Source organism: Sphingobium sp. TomTYG75, from assembly GCF_054771635.1.
In genome coordinates this window covers 1,312,801-1,334,019 of record NZ_BSRE01000001.1, presented here as the reverse complement: position 1 = coordinate 1,334,019, position 21,219 = coordinate 1,312,801, and the positions used below count along the sequence as shown (strand labels likewise).

22 protein-coding genes are annotated in these 21,219 nt (G+C 63.7%); 12 read left to right on the top strand and 10 right to left on the bottom strand.

What is annotated here, in order from left to right; genetic code table 11:
- Nucleotides 1-4: 4 nt before the first annotated feature.
- The 3 genes from feoB to ACYU81_RS06750 all read right to left on the bottom strand — a co-directional run bounded on the left by feoB (nucleotide 5) and on the right by ACYU81_RS06750 (nucleotide 2,865).
- A complete protein-coding gene (gene feoB, locus ACYU81_RS06760) occupies nucleotides 5-1,861 on the bottom strand; it encodes a ferrous iron transporter B (RefSeq protein ID WP_460986954.1) in 1,857 nt (618 codons plus the stop codon).
- Nucleotides 1,858-2,112 (bottom strand): FeoA family protein, encoded by a 255-nt coding sequence (locus ACYU81_RS06755; protein ID WP_460988129.1) that lies wholly within the window; start codon nucleotides 2,110-2,112, stop codon nucleotides 1,858-1,860. Before ACYU81_RS06755 ends, feoB begins: the two co-directional genes overlap by 4 nt.
- Nucleotides 2,113-2,199: 87 nt before the next feature.
- The gene (locus ACYU81_RS06750; RefSeq protein WP_449474404.1) at nucleotides 2,200-2,865 is read right to left on the bottom strand and encodes a COQ9 family protein; all 666 of its coding nucleotides are present in this window, start codon (nucleotides 2,863-2,865) and stop codon (nucleotides 2,200-2,202) included.
- 153 nt (nucleotides 2,866-3,018) lie between these two features.
- Between ACYU81_RS06750 and ACYU81_RS06745 the strand changes: the two genes are divergently transcribed.
- The 6 genes from ACYU81_RS06745 to ribH all read left to right on the top strand — a co-directional run bounded on the left by ACYU81_RS06745 (nucleotide 3,019) and on the right by ribH (nucleotide 7,651).
- Nucleotides 3,019-3,699 carry an energy transducer TonB gene (locus ACYU81_RS06745; RefSeq protein ID WP_460986953.1) on the top strand — a complete coding sequence of 227 codons (681 nt, stop codon included), beginning with the start codon at nucleotides 3,019-3,021 and terminating at the stop codon, nucleotides 3,697-3,699.
- A 65-nt stretch (nucleotides 3,700-3,764) separates the two neighbouring features.
- Complete coding sequence (locus tag ACYU81_RS06740) at nucleotides 3,765-4,220, top strand: hypothetical protein (RefSeq protein WP_460986952.1); 456 nt, start codon at nucleotides 3,765-3,767, stop codon at nucleotides 4,218-4,220.
- Between the two features lie 8 nt (nucleotides 4,221-4,228).
- Complete coding sequence (gene ribD, locus ACYU81_RS06735) at nucleotides 4,229-5,212, top strand: bifunctional diaminohydroxyphosphoribosylaminopyrimidine deaminase/5-amino-6-(5-phosphoribosylamino)uracil reductase RibD (RefSeq protein ID WP_460986951.1); 984 nt, start codon at nucleotides 4,229-4,231, stop codon at nucleotides 5,210-5,212.
- Between the two features lie 32 nt (nucleotides 5,213-5,244).
- Entirely contained in the window at nucleotides 5,245-5,856 is a 612-nt protein-coding gene (locus ACYU81_RS06730) for a riboflavin synthase (RefSeq protein WP_460986950.1), read from the top strand.
- A 73-nt stretch (nucleotides 5,857-5,929) separates the two neighbouring features.
- Nucleotides 5,930-7,213, top strand: a complete 1,284-nt coding sequence (gene ribB, locus ACYU81_RS06725; protein ID WP_460986949.1) for a 3,4-dihydroxy-2-butanone-4-phosphate synthase — start codon at nucleotides 5,930-5,932, stop codon at nucleotides 7,211-7,213.
- Nucleotides 7,214-7,228: 15 nt separating this feature from the next.
- Nucleotides 7,229-7,651, top strand: coding sequence for a 6,7-dimethyl-8-ribityllumazine synthase (gene ribH, locus ACYU81_RS06720; protein WP_460986948.1), 423 nt, complete (start codon nucleotides 7,229-7,231; stop codon nucleotides 7,649-7,651).
- Between the two features lie 125 nt (nucleotides 7,652-7,776).
- Here the strand turns inward: ribH and ACYU81_RS06715 are convergent, their stop codons facing one another.
- From ACYU81_RS06715 to ACYU81_RS06700, 4 genes are all read right to left on the bottom strand, one after another.
- On the bottom strand, nucleotides 7,777-8,859 hold the full coding sequence (locus ACYU81_RS06715) for an alkene reductase (RefSeq protein WP_460986947.1): 1,083 nt from the start codon (nucleotides 8,857-8,859) through the stop codon (nucleotides 7,777-7,779).
- Between the two features lie 99 nt (nucleotides 8,860-8,958).
- Nucleotides 8,959-10,224, bottom strand: coding sequence for a DUF445 domain-containing protein (locus ACYU81_RS06710; protein WP_460988128.1), 1,266 nt, complete (start codon nucleotides 10,222-10,224; stop codon nucleotides 8,959-8,961).
- A 67-nt stretch (nucleotides 10,225-10,291) separates the two neighbouring features.
- Nucleotides 10,292-13,453, bottom strand: coding sequence for an efflux RND transporter permease subunit (locus ACYU81_RS06705; protein ID WP_460986946.1), 3,162 nt, complete (start codon nucleotides 13,451-13,453; stop codon nucleotides 10,292-10,294).
- A 24-nt stretch (nucleotides 13,454-13,477) separates the two neighbouring features.
- Nucleotides 13,478-14,647: an efflux RND transporter periplasmic adaptor subunit gene (locus ACYU81_RS06700; protein WP_460986945.1), complete on the bottom strand. Its 1,170-nt coding sequence runs from the start codon at nucleotides 14,645-14,647 to the stop codon at nucleotides 13,478-13,480.
- 175 nt (nucleotides 14,648-14,822) lie between these two features.
- On the opposite strand from ACYU81_RS06700, the gene ACYU81_RS06695 reads away from it, so the two are divergent.
- Nucleotides 14,823-15,071 carry a GlsB/YeaQ/YmgE family stress response membrane protein gene (locus tag ACYU81_RS06695; protein ID WP_460986944.1) on the top strand — a complete coding sequence of 83 codons (249 nt, stop codon included), beginning with the start codon at nucleotides 14,823-14,825 and terminating at the stop codon, nucleotides 15,069-15,071.
- Between the two features lie 67 nt (nucleotides 15,072-15,138).
- On the opposite strand, the gene ACYU81_RS06690 is transcribed toward ACYU81_RS06695, so the two are convergent.
- From ACYU81_RS06690 to ACYU81_RS06680, 3 genes are all read right to left on the bottom strand, one after another.
- Nucleotides 15,139-15,393: a GlsB/YeaQ/YmgE family stress response membrane protein gene (locus ACYU81_RS06690; protein ID WP_449474394.1), complete on the bottom strand. Its 255-nt coding sequence runs from the start codon at nucleotides 15,391-15,393 to the stop codon at nucleotides 15,139-15,141.
- 210 nt (nucleotides 15,394-15,603) lie between these two features.
- Nucleotides 15,604-15,903 (bottom strand): CtrA inhibitor SciP, encoded by a 300-nt coding sequence (gene sciP / locus ACYU81_RS06685; protein ID WP_097092542.1) that lies wholly within the window; start codon nucleotides 15,901-15,903, stop codon nucleotides 15,604-15,606.
- A gap of 107 nt (nucleotides 15,904-16,010) precedes the next feature.
- Nucleotides 16,011-16,307 (bottom strand): hypothetical protein, encoded by a 297-nt coding sequence (locus tag ACYU81_RS06680; RefSeq protein ID WP_196224785.1) that lies wholly within the window; start codon nucleotides 16,305-16,307, stop codon nucleotides 16,011-16,013.
- Nucleotides 16,308-16,430: 123 nt separating this feature from the next.
- On the opposite strand from ACYU81_RS06680, the gene mnmA reads away from it, so the two are divergent.
- The 5 genes from mnmA (at nucleotide 16,431) to thiL (ending at nucleotide 21,094) form a co-directional block, all read left to right on the top strand.
- The gene (gene mnmA / locus ACYU81_RS06675; protein WP_460986943.1) at nucleotides 16,431-17,537 is read left to right on the top strand and encodes a tRNA 2-thiouridine(34) synthase MnmA; all 1,107 of its coding nucleotides are present in this window, start codon (nucleotides 16,431-16,433) and stop codon (nucleotides 17,535-17,537) included.
- Nucleotides 17,538-17,578: 41 nt separating this feature from the next.
- On the top strand, nucleotides 17,579-18,241 hold the full coding sequence (gene hisG / locus ACYU81_RS06670) for an ATP phosphoribosyltransferase (protein WP_449474392.1): 663 nt from the start codon (nucleotides 17,579-17,581) through the stop codon (nucleotides 18,239-18,241).
- Nucleotides 18,231-19,520, top strand: coding sequence for a histidinol dehydrogenase (gene hisD, locus ACYU81_RS06665; RefSeq protein WP_449474391.1), 1,290 nt, complete (start codon nucleotides 18,231-18,233; stop codon nucleotides 19,518-19,520). The genes hisG and hisD overlap by 11 nt, the downstream gene beginning before the upstream one ends.
- 93 nt (nucleotides 19,521-19,613) lie before the next feature.
- Nucleotides 19,614-20,060, top strand: coding sequence for a transcription antitermination factor NusB (gene nusB, locus ACYU81_RS06660; protein ID WP_460986942.1), 447 nt, complete (start codon nucleotides 19,614-19,616; stop codon nucleotides 20,058-20,060).
- A gap of 119 nt (nucleotides 20,061-20,179) precedes the next feature.
- Nucleotides 20,180-21,094: a thiamine-phosphate kinase gene (gene thiL, locus ACYU81_RS06655; protein WP_460986941.1), complete on the top strand. Its 915-nt coding sequence runs from the start codon at nucleotides 20,180-20,182 to the stop codon at nucleotides 21,092-21,094.
- Nucleotides 21,095-21,219 lie beyond the last annotated feature (125 nt).

The window sequence follows — 21,219 nt, the reverse complement described above, 5'->3', positions numbered from 1 at the left end:
GTTCTTATAGCCCCGCTGCCGTCGCGGTCCAGTAGGTCAGGCCCGCAGCGACATAAGCGAGCGCGAAAAGATAGCCGATCATGAAGAGCGGCCATTTCCAACCGTTGGTTTCCCGCTTCGTCACTGCGATCGTCGATATGCACTGCGGCGCGAACACGAACCATGCGAGGAAGGCGAGGGCAGTGGGCAGCGGCCAGTTATCCTTCAGCCGATCGCCCAGACTACGCTCCAGCTTGGTCTCATCTTGATCCGCATCGAGCGAATAGACGGTCGCGAGTGCCGACACTGCCACTTCCCTTGCGGCCATTGCCGGGATCAGCGCGAGGGAGATGTCGCGGTTGAAACCGATCGGTTCCAGCACGATGTTAAGTCCATTGGCGATCCGTCCGGCGACCGAATAATTGACCTGGCTGACGGCGCTGTTCTCCGGCGCCTTGGGGAAGCTGAGCAGCACCCACAGGATCACGGTCGATGTGAAGATGATGGTGCCTGCACGCTTCAGGAAGATCACTGCGCGCTGCCATAGGCCCAGCAATATGTCCTGCGGGCGCGGCCACTGATATTTCGGCATTTCCATCAGGAAGCTGCCGCTTGCGCCCTTGGTGACGGTGGCGCGCAGGATCAGCGCTACCAGCATCGCGCCGACGATCCCGGCGATGTACAGGCAGAAGAGTACGAGTCCCTGAAGGCCGATGCCCAGCCCCACGTTGCGCGCCGGGATGAAGGCGCCGATGATCACCGCATAGACCGGCAAGCGCGCCGAGCAGGTCATGAGCGGCGCGATCAATATGGTCGTCAGCCGGTCCTTCGGATCGGCGATGGTGCGCGTGGCCATGATGCCCGGCACGGCGCAGGCGAAGGAGGAAAGCAGCGGGATGAATGCGCGGCCCGACAGGCCGACACGGGCCATCAGGCCGTCCATCAGGAATGCCGCGCGGACCATATAGCCGGTCGCTTCCAGCATAAGGATGAAGAAGAAGAGGATGAGGATCTGCGGCAGGAAGACGACCACCGATCCGACGCCGTTGATGACGCCATCGACCAGGAAGGATCGTAGCAGGCCATCGGGCAACGCGTTGGTGATGATCTTGCTTGCCGTTTCGGCCAGCCCCTCGATCATGGCGATCGGCGCTGCCGACCAGGCATAGACCGCCTGGAACATGATGAAGAGCAGCCCGAGCAGCAGCAGCAGACCTGCAACGGGGTGGAGCGCAACCCGGTCGACCGCGGCGGTCAGGCGGCGCGAGGGCGTTTCGCGAACCACCGCCGCGCGTGCGATCCTGCGCGCCTCGCTGCGCAGGGCATCGAAGTCGAGAGGCGCGGCAGCAGGCCGGACCTTGGCACTGCCATCGAACAAGGCGTCCAGTTCGGTGCGAAGATGGTCGAGCCCGCGTTTCCGAACCGCAACGGTCGAGATGACCGGCACCCCCAGCTCGCGCGAGAGGATGGCGGCGTCCAGTTCCAGCCCGTCGCGGGTGGCAAGGTCCACCATGTTGAGCGCCACGACCGTCGGCAAGCCAAGGGCGATCAGCTCAAGCGCGAACCGCAGATGATTGTCGAGGTTGGAGGCGTCGACGACTACCACCAGCGCGTCCGGCAGCCGCTCGCCATGCTGCTTGCCCAGGACCACGTCGCGGGTCACCTGCTCATCGGGGCTGGTGGGATTGAGGCTGTATGTTCCGGGCAGGTCGACCAGTTCGAGCGGGCGGCCATCGGATAGCGACAGTCTGCCTGCCTTACGTTCTACCGTCACGCCGGGATAGTTGCCCAGCTTCTGCCGCGCGCCGGTCAGGGCGTTGAACAGGGCGCTCTTGCCGGCATTGGGATTGCCGACCAGCGCGACCAGTGGCAGGCCACTCATGCCGGCTCCGCCGGACCCGTGCGGACGGTAATCGCGGCCGCATGATTGCGGCGCATCGCAATGGTCATGCGCCCGACCTTGCAGGCGATCGGACCACGCCCGAGCAAACCGCCATGATGCAGCGCTTCGACGCTCGCGCCTTCGCACAGACCGAATTCACGCAGACGCTGGCCATCCGACGCGGAAAGCGCGTCCCAGTCGATCAGGTCCACATAGGCTGGCTGGCGCAACGGCAGTTCGGACAGGCGCAAGGAAGTAATACTCGCTGAGATCACCTGCGAGTGACTATCAATATAGATAGGAAAAGGCCAGCCGGAATCGCGGACTTTCGTGGGCAGTCAGGTTGCGGGGTAGCGGAGCCTGCCGATGAAGCGAGCAAGGCTCAGCCGCTCGCCGCCGCCTATGCCTTTCCACCTCGCCTTGGCTCGTTCGAAGCGCATCACGCCTTCGATGCGCCGATCGAGGAAGGCGCGGCTATCCGCCCAATCTTCGCTTTCATCGTCCACGAACACCAGCAGCGTCGCGGCATAGACCGCCGCTAGCGTCAGGCGCTTGCTATAATGATTGAGGTCGGTCGCGCTGTCGCCAGCCGCGCGCCACATCACATCGGCCGATCGCCAGCCCAGGCGAGCTGCGCGAACGCTGTTCTGCGGCAGGGCCATGATAGCGAGCGCGCGGCGCAAGGCTTCCCGGTCGCGCGCCAGCAGTGTCAGCCGTGCCGTGACCAGCGCGATGATGCGCTGGCGGATCGACATGGTGACGAGCTTCTCTGGCGTCAGCGCCTCCAGCATGCGCGTGTCGATGCTAGCGAACCAGGCATCGATCATGTCCATGGCGCCCGCCGAAAAGGCAAGATGCGCGATGTCGGCATCCACGCGGCCTTCCGATGCAGCCATGGTGACCGCTTCGGCGCGCCAGCCGTCAAATGCGGCATGGCGAGGCAGGATCGGAGCGAGAAACGCCCGCACTTCATCGAGGGTTGGGTCTTCAGGCAAGGTCGTCATGCCCCTTATGGTAAGGCGCGGCACGCCTGCACACAAGCGCAGGACTTCGATCAAAACATGATGTTGCAACATATCATGAGATATGATGTAACATCATGTCTGTGACGGGCAGAAGCTCGCGAGGATTCTAGGATGGAGGATGCGATGGCAGTAATGGCAATGCATGCAACTGGCGGCGGGACGCGGCCTGGCTATAGTGGTGGGGGCGGATCGCCCGTAGCGATCGGAGCGACCATCGCCGTCCACGCGCTGGTGGTGGGCGCTTTCATCCTTATACCCAAGGAGGTGATCGCCCCCTATGTGCCGCAGATCCTGATCGGCAAGCAGATCCCGCTCGACCCGCCGCCTCCACCCGAAGCGCAGCCCCAGCCGCCCGAGAGCAGGCTGCCGGTGGGTCCGACGACCGACCCGATCCCGACAAATCCCGATGATCTGGTGAAGCTGCCTGACAGCGGAACGGGGCCAATCGTGCCCGCTGGTGACACTGGTACTGACACGAGCGGGGGTATCACCCTCCCGCCGCTTGAACCAGTATACGAGCCTCGGCTCGTCGAACCCGGCATCGACCCGCGCGCCATGTCGGCGTTCCAGCCCGACTATCCCGGATCGATGATCCGCCAGGGGATGGAAGGCTCAGTCACCGTCCGCGTCAGCATCGGTGCGGATGGCAAGGTGACAGCCATCGAACGGCTCTCCGCCACGGACGAGGCCTTCTGGATCGCGACCCAGCGGCACGTCATGCGCAAATGGCGCTTCCGCCCCGCGACTCGGGATGGCGTGGCCGTGCCCGGCACCAAGGTGCTGACCGTCCATTTCAAGCTGACCGACCGTTGAATGCCGCCTTGCCGGATGCAAGGCCCGGCTTTGCATCCGGCGCCGCCATCTCCTATATAGCGGCGATGGCGATCTTCCCCCGTCCGGTCTCTCCCAGAAGCGCTCTAGGCGATATGTGGAGCTATTTTCGCGAGAATCGGCCGCATAAATGGCCGCTGCTCGGGCTGTCGATGGCGATCACCTGGGTGATCATGTGGGTGTTCATGGTCGACGCGAACACCAACACGATGCCGACCCGCAACAAGATCATCTACGTCCAGAGCTGGGACGCGAGCCGGTCGGACGCGGCGATCATCCTTCAACAGAAGATCGACCTCGCAAAGAGTGAGGCTGCCTTGCAGAAGCGGCAGAAGCAGATGCAGGGATGGGCCGACTCATTCGGCATCGACTGGCGCACCGAAGAAGCCCGCAACAGCGCGCGCCGCAAGGAAGCGTTGAAGCAGATCAATGCCCAGCTCGATTCGCGACTGGCCAAGGCGGAGGCGGCGGAAAAGGCCGCGCCCCAGACCAGCCAGAATTGAATTTCCCGATGGCCGACCCCGTCGAGGACCGCCGTTTCATGGCAGCGGCAATCGCCCTGTCTGAGCGCGGCCGGGGTCTGTCCACCCCCAATCCCAATGTCGGATGCCTGATCGTCCGCGACGGCGCGGTGGTCGGCCGTGGCTGGACCCAAAAGGGTGGCCGTCCGCATGCCGAAGCGCAGGCGCTCGATGAAGCAAAGGATCAGGCCCGCGGCGCGACCGCCTATGTGACGCTGGAGCCCTGCTTCCACCTGTCTGCTCGTGGGCCGCGCTGTGCCGACCTGATGGCGCGGGCTGGCGTCGCGCGCGTAGTGATCGCGCTGCGTGATCCCGACCCGCGCACCGATGGCCAAGGTGCGGGGCATCTGCGCGCGCGAGGCATAGAGGTCGAAATGGGCCTGATGGCGCATGAAGCTGCTGCGGCGATGCGCGGCTTTGTCCTGCGGCAGACGCTGGGCCGCCCGGCCGTCACCTTGAAGCTTGGCCTGTCACTCGACGGCTGCATCGCGCTCAAGGACGGGTCGAGCCGCTGGATCACCGGCGAGGCGGCGCGCGCCCATGCGCATCTGGAGCGAGCGCGGCATGACGCCATCCTGGTCGGCGGCGGCACATTGCGCGCCGACGCTCCGCGCCTCGATGTCCGGCTACCGGGACTGGAGGATCGCTCGCCCCGCCGCCTGCTGCTGACTCGCGGCCGGGCGCCCAAGGGGTGGGAAGCCATTGCGCAGCCGGAGGATATCGCTGCGCTCGACCATGTGGACCATTTGATGGTTGAGGGCGGCGCGGCGGCGGCGGCGGCCTTCCTGCGCGCCGATCTGGTCGATCGCCTTCTACTATACCGCGCGCCGATCATCATCGGCGACGGCCTTGCGGGGATCGGCGACATCGGCCTGTCGGACCTCGCTCAAGCGCACCAGCGCTGGACCCTGACCGACGAGCGTCAGTTGGGCGAGGACCGGCTGGAGGTTTACGAACGGCGACGCGGCGCTTAGGAGCGTCACGGAACCAGCAGGATCGCACACCCATGTTCACCGGCATCATCACCGACATCGGCACCATTCGCTCCGCCGAGCAGCGCGGGGACCTGCGCCTAGTCATCGGCACCGCCTACGACATGGAAGGTGTTGCGATCGGCGCTTCGATCGCCTGTTCGGGCGCCTGCCTGACCGTGGTGGAAAAGGGCGCGGACTGGTTCGCCGTCGATTTGTCGGCCGAAACGGTGGAGCGAACCGCGGCCGGACTGTGGGCGCAGGGCGGCAGGCTGAACCTGGAACGCGCGCTCAAGGTTGGGGATGAACTGGGCGGGCATATCGTGACCGGCCATGTCGATGGCGTCGGCACATTGGTGTCGATCACGCCGGAAGGGGATTCTACCCGGCTGGTGATCGCCGCGCCCCCGGCGCTGGCGTCCGCGCTTGCCGCCAAGGGGTCTATCACGGTCGATGGCATCTCTCTGACCGTGAACAGCGTTGATGATCAGCCGGACGGGTCCGTTCAGTTCGGTCTGAACATCATTCCGCATACGGCTGCGGCTACCACGCTGGACGATCTGGCGACCGGCCGGAGGTTCAATCTGGAGATCGACGTGCTGGCCCGTTATCTCGACCGCATGCAGAGCCTTCGCGGATCGATGTGATTCGCGCTTGAAATAATCACACTATGATGTGATAACTGCGTCCCGAGGCCGATCTGGTCAAGGAGTCGCAGTCATGTCTTCCGCGCTTATCGATACCGTTCGCACGCTGGTCAATGAAGGGGGCATGTCCCGGTCGGGCCTTGCGCGCGCTGCGGGCCTTCATGCCAACTCCCTGCGGAAACTGGGCGAAACGGACTGGAACCCGACCGCCGAAACGCTGGGCAAGCTCGAAAATTATCTGGCGCGGCGCGAGGGCGGCACTGCGCTTGCCTCCCCGGAAGAAATCATCAACGAAGCGCGCAACGGCCGCATGTTCATCCTGGTCGATGATGAAGACCGCGAAAATGAAGGCGATCTGGTGATCCCGGCGCAGATGGCGACACCCGATGCGATCAACTTCATGGCGACGCATGGCCGGGGCCTCATCTGTCTCGCGATGACCAAGGATCGGATCGATCATCTGGGCATCGACCTTATGAGCCGCAACAACGGCACGCGGCATGAAACTGCCTTCACCGTGTCGATCGAGGCGCGCGAGGGCGTAACCACCGGCATCAGCGCCGCCGACCGCGCGCGCACCATTTCCGTCGCGATCGACGGCTCCAAAGGCCGCGATGACATCGTGACGCCGGGCCACGTCTTCCCCCTCGTCGCCAAGGATGGCGGCGTGCTGGTGCGCACCGGCCATACCGAGGCGGCTGTCGATGTGGCGCGTCTCGCCGGACTCAACCCGTCGGGCGTGATCTGCGAAGTGATGAAGGACGACGGCACCATGGCGCGCCTCGACGACCTCATCCCCTTCGCGCAGAAGCACAAGATGAAGATCGGCACGATCCGCGACCTCATCGCCTATCGCCGCCGTCATGACCATATGGTCGAACGGCGCGCCGAAACGGTCTTCAACAGCAAGTGGGGCGGCGATTGGAAGGCGATCAGCTTCTATAACAAGGCGACGCAAAGCGAACAGCTGGTGTTGCAAAAGGGCCATGTGTCGCCCGACGAACCGACGCTGGTGCGCGTGCATCAGCTTTCGCTGCTCGACGATGTCTACGGCGCCAGCGGCCCCCGCTGCGAAATCCTGCGCAAGTCGATGGAGATCATCGCCAAGGAAGGCGCGGGCCTCATCGTCGTCCTGACCAGCAATTCGCCGGCCGATTTCCTGACCCGCATCCTGCGCCATCATGCTGGCCAGCCTGGCAGCGGCATGGACGAATTGCGCGACTATGGCGTAGGGGCGCAAATCCTCGCTGAACTCGGCGTGCACGACATGATCCTGCTCACCAATTCCAGCCACAGCCTCATCGCGCTTGACGGCTATGACCTTGCCGTGGTTGGGCATCGACCCGTCGAGCTATAAAAAAGGATATCGGCCGTGGCGAAATTCCTGATCGTTGAAGCCCGCTTCTACGAACATCTCAATGACCTTCTGATCGAAGGCGCGGTGGCCGCGCTGGAGGCGGAAGGGCATAAATATGAAGTGGTGACGGTGCCCGGCGCGCTGGAAATCCCCGGCGCGGTGGCGCTGGCGGCGGAGTCCGGGCGCTATGACGGCTTCGTAGCGATCGGCGCGGTGATCCGCGGCGAAACCTATCATTTCGAGGTGGTCTCGAACGAAAGCGCGCGGGGCCTTATGGCGCTGAGCATGGACGGCATCCCCATCGGCAATGGCATCCTGACCGTCGAGAATGAGGCGCAGGCGCTGACCCGCGCCAAGCCGGATGAGAAGGACAAGGGCGGCGAAGCGGCCAAAGCCGCGATCGCCATGCTGGGCCTGCGCGAGAAATTCGGCGTCTAGGCGCTTCGGGCTTTAAAAGAGCATCGCCTCTTAATCCCGTTCGCCCTGAGCTTGTCGAAGGGTTCTACTTCTTTTTTAAGGAGAAAGGGCCGACCGTCATCGGAGCGGCCCTTTCTCCATAAGGCTCAGCCCGCCTTGGCGAGAACCGGATAATCCACATAGCCCTCGCGGCCCTGCGTGTAGAGCGTATCGGTGCTCAAGGGGTTCAGCGGAGCCCCTAGCGACAGGCGATCCGGCAGGTCCGGATTGGCTATGAACGGACGGCCAAAGCTGATCGCCTGGGCAAGGCCGCTGTCCAGATCCTCCTGCGCCCGCGCCGCGTCATAATCACTGTTCAGGACGAGCGGGCCGCTGAAATGGCGGCGGACGAGCGGCGACTGACGCGGAACGTCGCTAGCGCCTCGGCTGCCGTCCGGACGCAGCTCGCGCATTTCCAGAAAGGCAATGCCGATGGGGTCCAGCGCCTTGGCGATGGCGATGGCAAGGCTGGCGGGATCGCTGTCGTCCGTACCCTGCGACGCGCCGTTGATTGAAATCCGCACCGCCGTCCTGTCAGCACCGATGGCGTCGCCGACAGCTTGCGTGATTTCACGCAACAGCCGAACGCGCTTCTCCGGGCTGCCGCCATATTCGTCCTGCCGTTGGTTGACGCCGTCACGAAGGAATTCGTCGAGCAGATAGCCGTTGGCGGCATGAATCTGAACGCCGTCAAATCCGGCTTCGCGAGCATTGCGCGCGGCTGTGACATAGGTGGCGATCAGGCTCGGGATTTCCTCTGCCTCCAGCGCACGGGGCTGCTCATAGAGCTTGTTGCCTTCATAGCTATGGGCGTGGCCGGGTGCGGCGATCGGACTGGAAGAGATGGGCTGCTGCCCGCTGACGCTGGAATGGACGAGGCGCCCCATGTGCCAAAGCTGCGCGAAGATACGGCCGCCGACTTCATGCACGGCCTGAGTAATCGGCTTCCAGGCCTCCACCTGCTCTGCCGTCCAGATGCCCGGTGCGAAGGGCCAGCCTAGTCCCTGACGCGACACGCCTATGCCTTCGCTGATGATCAGGCCGGCCGAAGCGCGCTGGCGATAATAGTCGGCCATGATCGGTGTCGGCACATGATCGCGGCTGGCGCGGGCGCGGGTGAGCGGCGCCATCAATATGCGATTGCGGGCCTTGATGGCGCCCAACTGAACAGGATCGAAGAGGCTGGTCATGAAAATCCCCTTATTACGGTTGCAATTTGCAACGCATAAGCTTGCCGACGCCAGCTAGGGATCGGTGATCAGGCTTTCAAGCCTGTTCGCGGCAAGATGTCAAAACAGTGTGTCGACCGCATGAATGGCCAGCCCTACAAGGCCACCGACCAAGGTGCCGTTGATCCGGATATATTGAAGGTCGCGGCCGACCGCGCTTTCCAGACGCCTGGTCACCGTTCCTGCATCCCAGCCGCGCACGGTCTCGCTCACCAGCTTGACGATGGAATCTCCATAGGCGGCCGTCGCGCCCACCGCCGCGCGGCGCACGAAACGGTTGATCAGCAGGCGAAGGCGGGCATCGTCCTGCAGCGTGGTGCCCAGTTGGCGCAGCGCCTCGCCCAGCCGCCCCGCCATCGCCTTGCCCGGATCGCGGACGGCGCGCAGCAGGCCGGATCGTGCCTGTTCCCAAAGGCCGTCTATCCAACGCTGCATTGCAGGATTGTCCACGATCTCGTCGCGGATGCGGGCCACGCGTTCCTGCATGGCGGCGTCGAATTGCAGGTCGCTTGCCAGCTTCGCCATGCCCTCTTCGGCCTTGAGGCGCAGACTGTGAGCTGGGTCCGCCGCCATCTCCGCCAGCAGACGCCGCAGTCCGTCGATGATGGCGTTGGACAGACTTTCATCCAATCCCGTCCAACGCAGGATCTTGCCCGCCCGGTCATGCACCATCTGGCGGATAAGGTGGTCATTGGCCTCCAGCGTGCGATCGGCCCAATGGATGATGCCATCCATCACCGGCGCATGGCGGCCATCGCGCATCGCCGCCTCGATCGCCTGACCGATCAGCGGGGCGATGTTCATGCCCCGCAGCCGCTGAGCGATCGCGCCCTTGACCATGCCGCCAAGCCGTTCCTGATCAAGCGCCTCCAGCATGTCCGCCGCCAGCCGCGACGCGCCTTCGCGCAATCGGCCGTCCCCGCCTGACGGGCTGGCGAGGAAGCGCCCTGCGGCGGCCGCTACATCCAGCCGCTGCATCCTGCGCGCGACAACGGCGGGGGTCAGGAAATTGTCGCGCAGGAAGAAGGCTAGCGTATCGCCGATCCGGTCCTTGTTGCGCGGGATGATCGCCGTGTGCGGGATGGGCAGGCCCAGCGGATGACGGAACAGCGCGGTGACGGCGAACCAGTCGGCAAGGCCGCCCACCATCGCGGCTTCCGCAAATGCCTGAACGAAACCGATAGCTGGATGCAGATGGACGGTAGATCGCGCGGCAAGGAACAGCAGCGCCATCGCAATCAACATGCCCGTAGCAACCAACCGCATGTCGCGCGGCGGCCGGACAGGCAGGTCGGCGACGGTCGGGGGAACGGGAAGCTGCTTCATCGTCCGTCCAACGGTTACGCCGCCGTTTCGTTCAGCCATGCGCTTCTTTCAGGCGAGCCGACTGCCATCATTCCGCCGGTTGTGCATTTCCCTCATGCTTTGCATCGTCCCCAGGCTTGTATGTGAGCAGACGGCGGCTGAGGCGCGGACCTGCCCATCCTTCGATCTGTAGCGCCAGACTGAATGTCGCGGGTACGATCACAAGGGTGAGGAGCGTGGACAGCAGCAAACCGCCGATCACTGTGATGCCCATGGGCGCGCGCCATGCGCTGTCGCCGCCCAGCGAGATGGCGGTGGGCACCATGCCCGCAACCATCGCGACGGTGGTCATGACGATGGGCTGAGCGCGCTTGTGCCCCGCATCGATGATCGCGTCGAACCGAGGCACGCCCTTCTGGATTTCCTCCAGCGCGAAGTCGATCACCAGAATGGAGTTCTTCGCAACGATCCCGAGCAGCATCAATATGCCGATCATCACCGGCATGGAGATAGGGTGCCCGGTAAGATGCAGCGCCAATGCCCCGCCGAGCGGCGCCAGCAGCAACGATCCCAGATTGACGAACGGCGGCATCAATCGCTTGTAAAGCAGTGTCAGCACCGCCAGCACGAGCAGGATGCCGGAAATGACCGCAACCGTGAAGTTCTTGAGCATTTCTGCCTGCCACTTCGATTCGCCGGTGTTGATCTTCTGAATGCCCGGGATACGGCCTTCACTGATTTCCTTCATCGTGGGCAGCGCGTTGATCTTCTTCATGGCCTGACTGCTGACGATGCCGGGTGCGAAGTCGGCATCGACGACGATCCGGCGGATTTGGTTATAGCGACGGATTTGCGTCGGCCCGGCACCGAATTCGATATCGGCGACGACCTTCAACGGAACCGAACCGCCGCTGACGGTGGGCACGGGCATGTTCTCGATCGTCGCGATGTCGCTGCGGCTGTCCTCGGCCACGGCCACGCGGATGGGAATCTGGCGATCCGATAGCGAGAATTTGGCCGTATTCTGGTCAATGTCGCCGATCGTGGCCACGCGAATGGTCTGGCTGAGCGCGGCGGTGGTGACCCCCAGGCTCGCGGCCAGGTCGAATCGGGGTTTGATGATGATCTCGGGCCGATTCATGTCGCCCTGGACCCGGGGCGACCGGACTTCCTTCACGCCGCTCATTTCGGAAACCAGCTTGTTAGCGACACGATCCAGCAGCGCGGCATTGTCGCTGCCGAGCATGATCGTAACGTCACGGCCCATGCCTCCACCCGCTTGCGACTGGAAGTTCACACGGGCATCCGGAATTTGCTGGAAACGGGGCGCCATGCTGCGTTCCCACTCGACCGAGGAAGCAGGCCGGTCCTTCTTCAGTGTAAGATAGATGTTGGCGCTGGTCGGTTGGATGTCGGCGAAGGCCGCGTTGACGAACTTGGTGTCGGCGGTCAACATGTCCGCAACGCGCCGGGCGACTGCGGTGGTTTGTTGCAGCGTGCTGCCGGGCACGGTTTCGATCTTCACCTGGCTGTAATCGGTGTTCATCGATGGCTGGAATGCCATTGGCAGCGTCCCGAAGGCGAGCAGCGTGGCGATGAAGGCCAGCCCCCCGATGCCGACGGTCCAGATGCGGTGGTCGCGCAGCCAGGCCGCAAAGCGGGGGCGGGCGCCTGATGCGCGATAGGCTTTGGCCCGGCTTTCATCGAGCGACCAGTGCAGCACACGCATATAGACGTCCATCAGCCAGCCCTCGCCATGGCTTTCCTGGCCGTGCGCCTTGAGGAAATAGGCCGCGATCATCGGCGTGATGAGGCGGGCGACAGCCAGGCTGAGCAGCACCGCGACCACGACGGTCATGCCGAACTGGATGAAGAACTGGCCCGAAACGCCGGGCATCAGCGCAACTGGCAGGAATACGGCGACAATAGCCATCGTCGTCGCCAGCACTGCAAGGCCGATCTCGTCGGCCGCGTCGATCGATGCCTGATAGGCTGTCTTGCCCATGCGCATGTGGCGCACGATATTTTCGATCTCCACAATGGCATCATCGACCAGCACGCCCGCGACCAGGCTGAGCGCCAGCAAGGAGGTCACGTTGAGCGTGAAGCCCATCATGTCCATGAACCAGAATGTCGGGATGGCTGACAGCGGGATTGCCGTGGCGGCGATAATCGTCGCGCGCCAGTCACGCAGGAACAGGAACACGACGACGACCGCCAGCACCGCGCCTTCGATCATGGACTGCATCGCCGCATGATATTGGCTCTTGGTATAATCGACGCTGTTGAAGAGTTCCTTGTAACGGATCTTCGGATTTTCTTTCTTAAGCTGGTCCAGCACCTTGATCGCATTGTCGAACACGGTGACGTCGGATGATCCCTTCGCCTTTTCCAGGCTGAAGCTCGTCACCTGCATGTCATTCATCAGCGAAAGCGATCGTTGTTCGCCATACATGTCGCGCACATCGGCAAGGTCCGACAGCTTGACGGTGCGGCCGCCGGAAATAGCGATCTGGGTCTGGCCCAGGGCATAGGCGTCCTGCGCATTGCCGAGCACGCGGATCGCCTGCTCGGCTCCCGCGATTTCGGTGCGGCCGCCTGCCGCGTTCAGGTTGACCTGTTGTAACTGCTGATTGACCTGCGCGGCCGTGACGCCGTGCGACTGCAGCTTGGCGGGGTCGAGGATAACGCGAATTTCGCGGGTGACGCCGCCACCACGCCTGACCGCCGCCATGCCCGGCACAGCAAGCAGGCGCTTGGCGACAGTATTATCGACATACCATGACAATTGTTCCAGCGTCATGTCGGTCGCTTCGGCACTGAAATAGGCGATCGGACGATCGGCATCGAGCCGCGTCACCTGCGGTTCCAATATGCCTTCTGGCAGTTCGCTACGGATCTGGTCAACAGCGTTCTTGACGTCGGCAACGCCCCGATCGATCGGCGTTCCGATCTGGAACTGCACGATCGTCATCGAATTGCCTTCGGAGACGGTCGAGGTGATCTCGTCAACGCCGCTGATACCGCGCACGGCGGCCTCGACACGCTGCGTTACCTGGGTTTCCAGTTCCGGCGGCGCGGCGCCCGGTTGTAGTACCAGCACTTGAGCAATGGGGAAGGTGATATCGGGCTGCTGGTTGATGTCCATGCGGCCAAAGCTGACCATCCCCGCGAGAAGCAGGGCGACGAATAGCACGAGCGGGGACACCGGGTTGCGGATGGCCCAGGCCGACATATTACGAAAACTCATGACGGCTTCCTCGCCTGCGCGGGCTTACCCGGCCTTTTGAACTTGCGGCCGCACCTTCTGCCCGGGCCGCAGAAAGGCGCCTGCCGACGCGACAATACGTTCGCCGCCATTCAGGCCTCGCGTAACCGCAACGCCCTTCGGGGAGACCTGTCCGACCTCGACGCCGCGCCGTTCGGTCTCGTCCTGCGCGTTGACGATGTAGACAAACTGTCCCTTGGCATCGGTCTGCACGGCGGACTCCGGCAGCAGCGGGGCCGTTGCCGTGCCGCTGACGATGCGGGCAGCGGCAAATCCGCCGGGGCGGATCGCCTTGTTATAGGGTATGGAGATGCGCGCGATGCCCTGCCGCGTCTGTGGATCGACGACCGGAGAAACCTGCCAAATGCGTCCGGTGAATTCCGTCTGGCCACCGACAGGGGTGACCGTCGCGCTGTTTCCTGGCCGCAACGTGGCGAGATCGCTCTCGCTCAATTGGGCCAGAAGTTCCATCTCGCCATCCTTGGCCATGCGGAAAAGCACGCCGCTGCCCGAACCGACAATCTGACCGGGTTCGACGTCGCGGGTCAGGATCAGCCCGGATGCAGGGGCGCGAATATCAAGCCGTCCCGTCCGGGCACGCTGTTCGGCCAATTGTGCAACCGCGACATTCACTCGGGCGTTGGCGGCATCACGCGTGGCTGTGCGCTGATCGATATCGGCCCGGCTGATGAAGCCGCGCTTCACAAGGGCCTGGGCACGGTCGAGCTGCGCCTGCGCCAGCTTCGCATCGGCGCGATTTACCTCTACCTGTGCGGCAAGCGAACGAACCTGCTCCGCCTGTACCGACCGCTCGATCACCGCAAGCACCTGCCCGGCGCGAACCCAATCGCCCGGTTGTACCAGTACGCGCGTCACCTGCCCGCCCTCGCCAACGACGCCGACAGGCATTTCGACACGCGCGGCCAGTGATCCCGTGCCGCTGACGGTGCGGGCCACGACTGACTGGCCTGGCACGAGGACGGTGACGACCGGCGCGTCTTCCGCAGGGGCTGCCCCATCCCCGCTCTTGCCATGCATGCTGATCCAGGCTGCAACGGCAATCAGGATGATCGCAATCACCGCGCCAATCGTCAGCGCCCGCCGCCTTGAAGGGCGCGGTTCTTCGCCAAAGACGCGCGCCGGAACATCTCCGGCCACCTGAGTTTCGTAATTCATCCTGATTCCATCATTCGGCCGACGGGCCGACCGGCGCTGTGTTATATGAATACATCACCCGGCTCAACCCTCAATACACTTTGCACATCGGCGGAGCAACGCGGGCTGGCCGCCTTTGCTTGCCAAATTCATGCGCCTGTGGCGCTATGCGGCATGAAGTGGATGGGAGGCTAGGATGGAATTACTAGGTTGGATCATCGTCGGCCTGTTCGCAGGAGCGATTGCCCGGTTCGTGATGCCGGGCAGAAATCCCGGTGGATGCGTGGTTACGATCCTGTTGGGAATAGCTGGGGCATTATTCGCCGCTTATGTCGGTCGATTATTGGGTGTCTATGAAGCGGACGAACAGGCGAGCTTTCTTGCGGCCGTATTGGGCTCGATAGCCGTTCTGGCCATCTATCGCTGGTTTGCGGGGCGCGGCTGAACGAACGGCAAAAAGGGCCGCGTCGAAACGCAGCCCTTCATACCCGCCAGCTTAGCTTCCGGGGTGGTTAACGCATTGATCCGCGACGGACCAGGTTGACGATGGCAAGCAGCACGATCGCGCCCACGAGGGACACGAGGAAGCTGTACAGCGTCAGACCCTCATTGATCGAACCGCCGCTGAAAATCAGGCCGCCGATAAAGGCGCCGACTATGCCCACCACGATGTTTAGAAGGATGCCCTGCTGCGCATCGGTGCGCATGACCATGCTGGCAAGCCAGCCGATGATGCCGCCGACAACAAGCCACAAAATGATACCCATTTCACACTCTCCTTGGACCACCGCCCCCAGCGGGTTGGCTGATGTATTTAACGGCGAAGTCGGCTTCGCGTTCCCTGGGAAATGTTTCTGGCTTGACAATGGCCGGTGAATCGGTGCGCGATCCAAGTGAAAGGGCCGCCGGATTTGCATCCGGCGGCCCTTGATGTGCCTGCATCCTTCGCTGTCCGGCGTTGAGCCGGACGAGAAGGATCAGTATTTCTGCTGCCGTTCGTAGAGCGACTTGTAATATTGGATCCGCGTAACACGCAGGCCGTGCATGCCCGACCGATCGACAGCGCGCTGCCAGCCTGCAAATTCCTCAAGCGTCAACGAATAGCGCGCGCAGGCCTCATCGACGGTCAACAAACCACCGTTGACGGCGGCGACCACCTCGGCCTTGCGACGGACGACCCAACGGGTCGTATTCGCGGGAGGCAAGCTCTCCAGAGTCAAGGGTTCCCCGAGCGGCCCGACGACCTGAGCAGGTCGGATTTTTTGATTTTCTATCATTCTCACCCTCAAAAAGCGGCACTGGCGTTGCCGAATTCAGCAGCGGCAACCGGTATGCGCGTCAGCCCTGAAGATCAGCTAAAGCGCCACGGTAAACGCCCCCTTCATCATCCTTGTCCCACTCTTAAATGCTGTGCGATCAACGGGTTGAAACTTCCCGTTGGGCGTGCGGCCTCGATCATGCCGCCCGGACGTGGCGCGAACACTTCGGCCAAATCCTGGATCCAGTCGCTCGTCTCATCCTGCCCCCGCAGGACCCCGGCCACCGCCCGTGCGGTCGGGCTGGCCGCCTGCTCCGCCGCTGAAGCGGCGCGCAGCAGCGGCCAGACCGGCGCATGCGGCCGACTGACGGGTCTGGCATTGGCGGGTTTGAGCCCGCCTGCCCGAAGGAAACCAAAATCCATGGGAAGGGAGGTAGCGAAAAAAGGATAAGGTCCGGTAAACTCGCGGGGCCGAAACGACGCTTTGCAGCGCGCGGCGTGGAATCCCGCTGGAATGCAACGGCGCGGACGATTATATGCCCGGCCATGCAGCCCCAGTTCCAGTTGCCCGAACCGCTTGCGAAGCGGCGAATCGTCGTTGCCATGTCTGGCGGCGTCGATTCGAGCGTCGTCGCCGCCCTTGCCGCGCGTACGGGCGCCGAAACCATCGGCGTGACGCTACAGCTTTACGATCACGGCGCCGCTGTCGGCCGCACGGGCAGCTGTTGCGCGGGGCAGGATATACGGGACGCGCGCGCTGTCGCCGACCGTATCGGCATCGCCCATTATGTCTTCGATTATGAAAGCCGTTTCAGGGATTCCGTCATCGCCGACTTCGCCGATGAATATATGGCGGGGCGGACGCCCATCCCCTGCGTCAAATGCAACATGGGCGTGAAGTTCACCGACCTGTTCCAGATCGCGCGCGATTTGGGCGCGGATTGTCTGGCGACCGGCCATTATGTCCGCCGCGTCGAAGGAGCGCAGGGCGCCGAACTGCACCGCGCGGCCGATCCGGCGCGGGACCAGAGCTATTTCCTCTTCGCCACGACGCAGGCGCAGCTTGATTATCTGCGCTTTCCGCTGGGCGGTCTCCCCAAGCCGCAAGTCCGCGAAATCGCCGCCGAACTGGGCCTGTCGGTGGCGCTGAAGCCGGACAGCCAGGACATCTGCTTCGTGCCCGATGGCGATTATGCTGGCGTGGTTCGCAAGATTCGCCCGGACGCCGATGAAGGTGGCGAGATCGTCCATATCGACGGCCGCATCATGGGCACGCACAAGGGACTGATCCACTACACCGTAGGCCAGCGGAAGGGACTGGAGATAGGCGGGCAGGCCGAGCCGCTCTATGTCGTCCGTCTGGAAGCCGATGCTCGGCGGGTGATTGTCGGACCCAAAGCGGCGCTCGCGGTGTCAGCGGCGCGGCTGAGCGACATAAACTGGCTTGGCGGCGACTTCAGCGGGCCGTTGACCGCCAAGGTGCGGTCGATGGCAAAGCCTGTTCCGGCAAGGCTGGAGGGTGATCGCCTGATGTTTGACGCCCCCGAATATGGCGTGGCACCGGGTCAGGCCGCCGTGCTCTACGCGGGCGACCGGGTGCTGGGCGGCGGCTGGATCGAGGCCACCGAGGCTGTACTGGCGCAAGCTGCATGAATATTGTCCTTTGTGGCGCGCGCGGCTAAGGCCCGCCGGTCATGACTCGTCCGCTCACACTCGCCATTCCCAAGGGCCGCATCCTCGATGAAGCGCTGCCGATGCTCGCGCGCGTCGGTATCGAGCCTGAAGCGGAATTTCATGACAAGAAAAGCCGGGCGCTGCGATTTGCCACCAACCGGCCCGATATCTCGATCATTCGCGTGCGCGCCTTCGACGTCGCGACCTTCGTCGCCCATGGCGCGGCGCAGATCGGCATCGTCGGTTCGGACGTGGTCGATGAGTTCGATTATTCGGAACTCTACGCGCCGGTCGATCTCGACATCGGTCATTGCCGTCTGTCGGTCGCTGAACCCGTTGACCTTGCGGGCGAGGATGAGGCCGCGATGAGCCATGTGCGGGTCGCCACCAAATATCCTTACCTCACGCGCCGCTATTATGAGGCGCGCGGCATCCAGGCGGAATGCGTGAAGCTGAACGGTGCGATGGAACTCGCGCCCTCGCTCGGCCTGTCGCGCCGGATCGTCGATCTGGTATCATCAGGCGCGACGCTCAAGGCAAACGGGCTGGTCGAAACCCATGTCATTATGCAGGTGTCGGCGCGCCTTGTCGTCAACCGCGCTGCCTACAAGATGCGGTCGGCCGAACTGGCGCCGCTGGTGGAAAGCTTCCGCAAGGCCGTGGGGAAGCGCGATGCCGCTTAGGCTCGACAGCCGCGACGCTGATTTCGCTGCTGCCTTCACGGCGCTGGTCGATGCCCGACGCGAGGCGGATGAAGATGTGTCGCGCGATGTCGCGGCAATCCTGAAGCGCGTCCGCGCCGAAGGCGACGCCGCGCTGGCCGATTACACCAGCCGGTTCGACCGGCACGATCTGGAGGCAAGCGGCTGGGCGGTTACCCCCGCCGAGTGCCGCGCCGCGTTGGACGGCATCTCGCCTGAGTTGCGCGGGGCGCTGGAACTCGCGGCGGCGCGGATCACCGCCTATCACGAAAAGCAGCGACCGCAGGACAGCGACGGCACCGACAGCGCTGGCGTACGGCTGGGCGCGCGCTGGCAGCCGGTGGACGCGGCTGGGCTTTACGTGCCGGGCGGCCGGGCAGCCTATCCCAGCTCGCTGTTGATGAACGCCATTCCCGCCAAGGTGGCTGGCGTGTCACGTATCGCCATGGTGACGCCGACGCCCAATGGCGTGATCAACCCGCTCGTCCTTGCCGCTGCCAGCATTGCGGGGATAGAGGAAATCTGGCGCGTGGGCGGCGCGCAGGCCGTGGCTGCGCTCGCCTATGGCACGGATCGGATCAAACCGGTCGATGTCATCACAGGCCCTGGCAATGCCTGGGTCGCCGAAGCCAAGCGTCAGCTTTACGGCGTAGTCGGCATCGACATGGTAGCCGGGCCGTCGGAAATCGTCGTTGTCGCCGACGGTAAAAATGATCCGGACTGGATCGCCGCTGACCTGCTGAGCCAGTCGGAGCATGATCCGACCAGCCAGTCGATCCTCTTCACCGACGATGCCGCTTTCGCCGATGCCGTGGCGGCGGCCGTCGAAAAACGACTGCCGCTATTGTCGACGCAGGCAGTCGCCACGACCAGCTGGGCGGCAAACGGCGCGATCATCCTCGTGCGCGATATGGAAGAAGCGATGCCGCTGGTAAACCGTCTCGCGGCCGAGCATCTGGAACTCGCGGTGGACGATCCCGACGCCCTGTTCGCGCAGGTCCGCCATGCCGGGTCGGTGTTTCTGGGCCGCATGACCCCCGAAGCTGTCGGCGATTACGTCGCAGGCCCCAATCATGTGCTGCCCACGGGGCGCCGTGCACGCTTTTCTTCGGGACTCTCGGTGCTCGACTTCATGAAACGCACCAGCTTCCTCAGCCTGGATCAGGCTGCGATCGATGCCATCGGCCCGGCGGCGGTCGCGCTGGCGGAGGCGGAGGGGTTGCCTGCCCATGCCGCCTCGGTGGCGGTGCGGCTCAAATAACCTCTGTTCGCCCCAATCTTGTCGAGGGGCAGTATTTTCTTCAAGAAGGGCAGGGCTTCGACAGGCCAGCCCGCACGGCTATATGGAATCCTGATGACTGAACGCTCCAAATCCCGCTCCGCAGCCCGGCTTGCCGCGGTGCAGGCGCTGTACCAGCTGGAAATGGAAGGGACGCCCCTCGCCACCCTGCTGCATGAATTTCATCAGCATCGTCTGGGCGCGACCATCGAAGACGTGACCTATGCCGATGCGGAAGAGAGCTTTTTCGACGATGTCGTGACCGGCGTGGACAAGCGGCGTGGCGAAATTGACGCCATGATCACCGCCCGCCTGTCCAAGGGCTGGAGCCTTGAGCGGCTGGACAAGCCGATGCGGCAGATCTTGCGGGCGGGCGCCTATGAACTGATTGCGCGCAAGGACGTACCGACCGGCACGGTCATCAGCGAATATGTCGATGTCGCTCATGCCTTTTACGACAAGCGCGAGGCGGGTTTCGTCAATGGCCTGCTGGACGGCGTGGCGAAGGACGTGCGCCAGTAACGAACCACCTCCGTCCGGGCTGAGCCCTTCGACAGGCTCAGGACAGGCTTGTTGAAGCCCTTAACTTCTTTAAAAGAAGAAAGACCCTTCGACAGGCTCTGGGCGAACGGAGGTCAATTATGTCCGCTGAATCCCGTTTCCTGACCCTCTTGCGCCTGCTGGCCAATGATCCCGCCGCGCGCGGCTTGCAGGACGATGTGGCGGTGCTGGACGTGGGCGGCGCGCGCCTGATCCTCACCAGCGACACGATGGTGGAGAGTGTGCATTATCTCCCCGGCGATCCCCCTGCGGACATCGGCTGGAAACTTGCCGCCGTGAATCTGTCCGACCTTGCCGCCAAGGGTGCGCGGCCCGTGGGTTGTCTGCTCAATTATGCGCTGTCGGGCGACGATGCCTGGGATGCTGCGTTTCTTGAGGGGCTGGGCGAGGCGCTCAGCCGTCATGCCATGCCGCTATTGGGTGGCGACACCGTGCAGATGCCGCAGGGCAGTCCACGCAGCTACAGCCTGACGGCGATTGGTGAGACAAGCGGCCCCGTGCCCGCCCGTAGCGGCGCGCGCGCAGGTGATCGTCTCTATCTGACGGGTCCCGTTGGCGATGCCGGAGCGGGGCTTGAACTGCTCCGCGCGAACGCCGCCGCATCCGGGCCGCTGGTGGAGGCTTATCGCCGCCCCCGGCCTCGGCTCACCGAAGGCGCGCTGCTTGCAGGCCAAGTCCATGCGATGATGGATGTGTCCGACGGCCTGCTGATCGATGCCGCCCGCATGGCGCAGGCTAGCGGATTGGCTGTCACCATCGATCATGTTCCGCTTTCCCCGGCGCTGGAGGTGGTCAGCGGCGGCAGCACTGCCGCTCAGGTGGCAGCGGCGCGGGCGGGCGATGACTATGAACTGCTGTTCGCACTGCCGCCCACGACAAATCCGCCAGTACGGGCCATTCCGGTTGGTCGTTTATCATCGGGATCGGGGCTGAAGCTGATCATCGACGGCGCAGAGATGCCGTTGCCCGACCGGCTAGGCTGGGAACATGGCTGAGCCGGGAGCCCGCCAGGCCCTGATTCTGGTGCGTTTTGTAACGGCTTGACGCCGCCCGTCCTGTCTGTAGCTTCCGTCCATCCTTTTCTCAGCCCGGTTGGACGCCCATGACGCGCATAACCTTG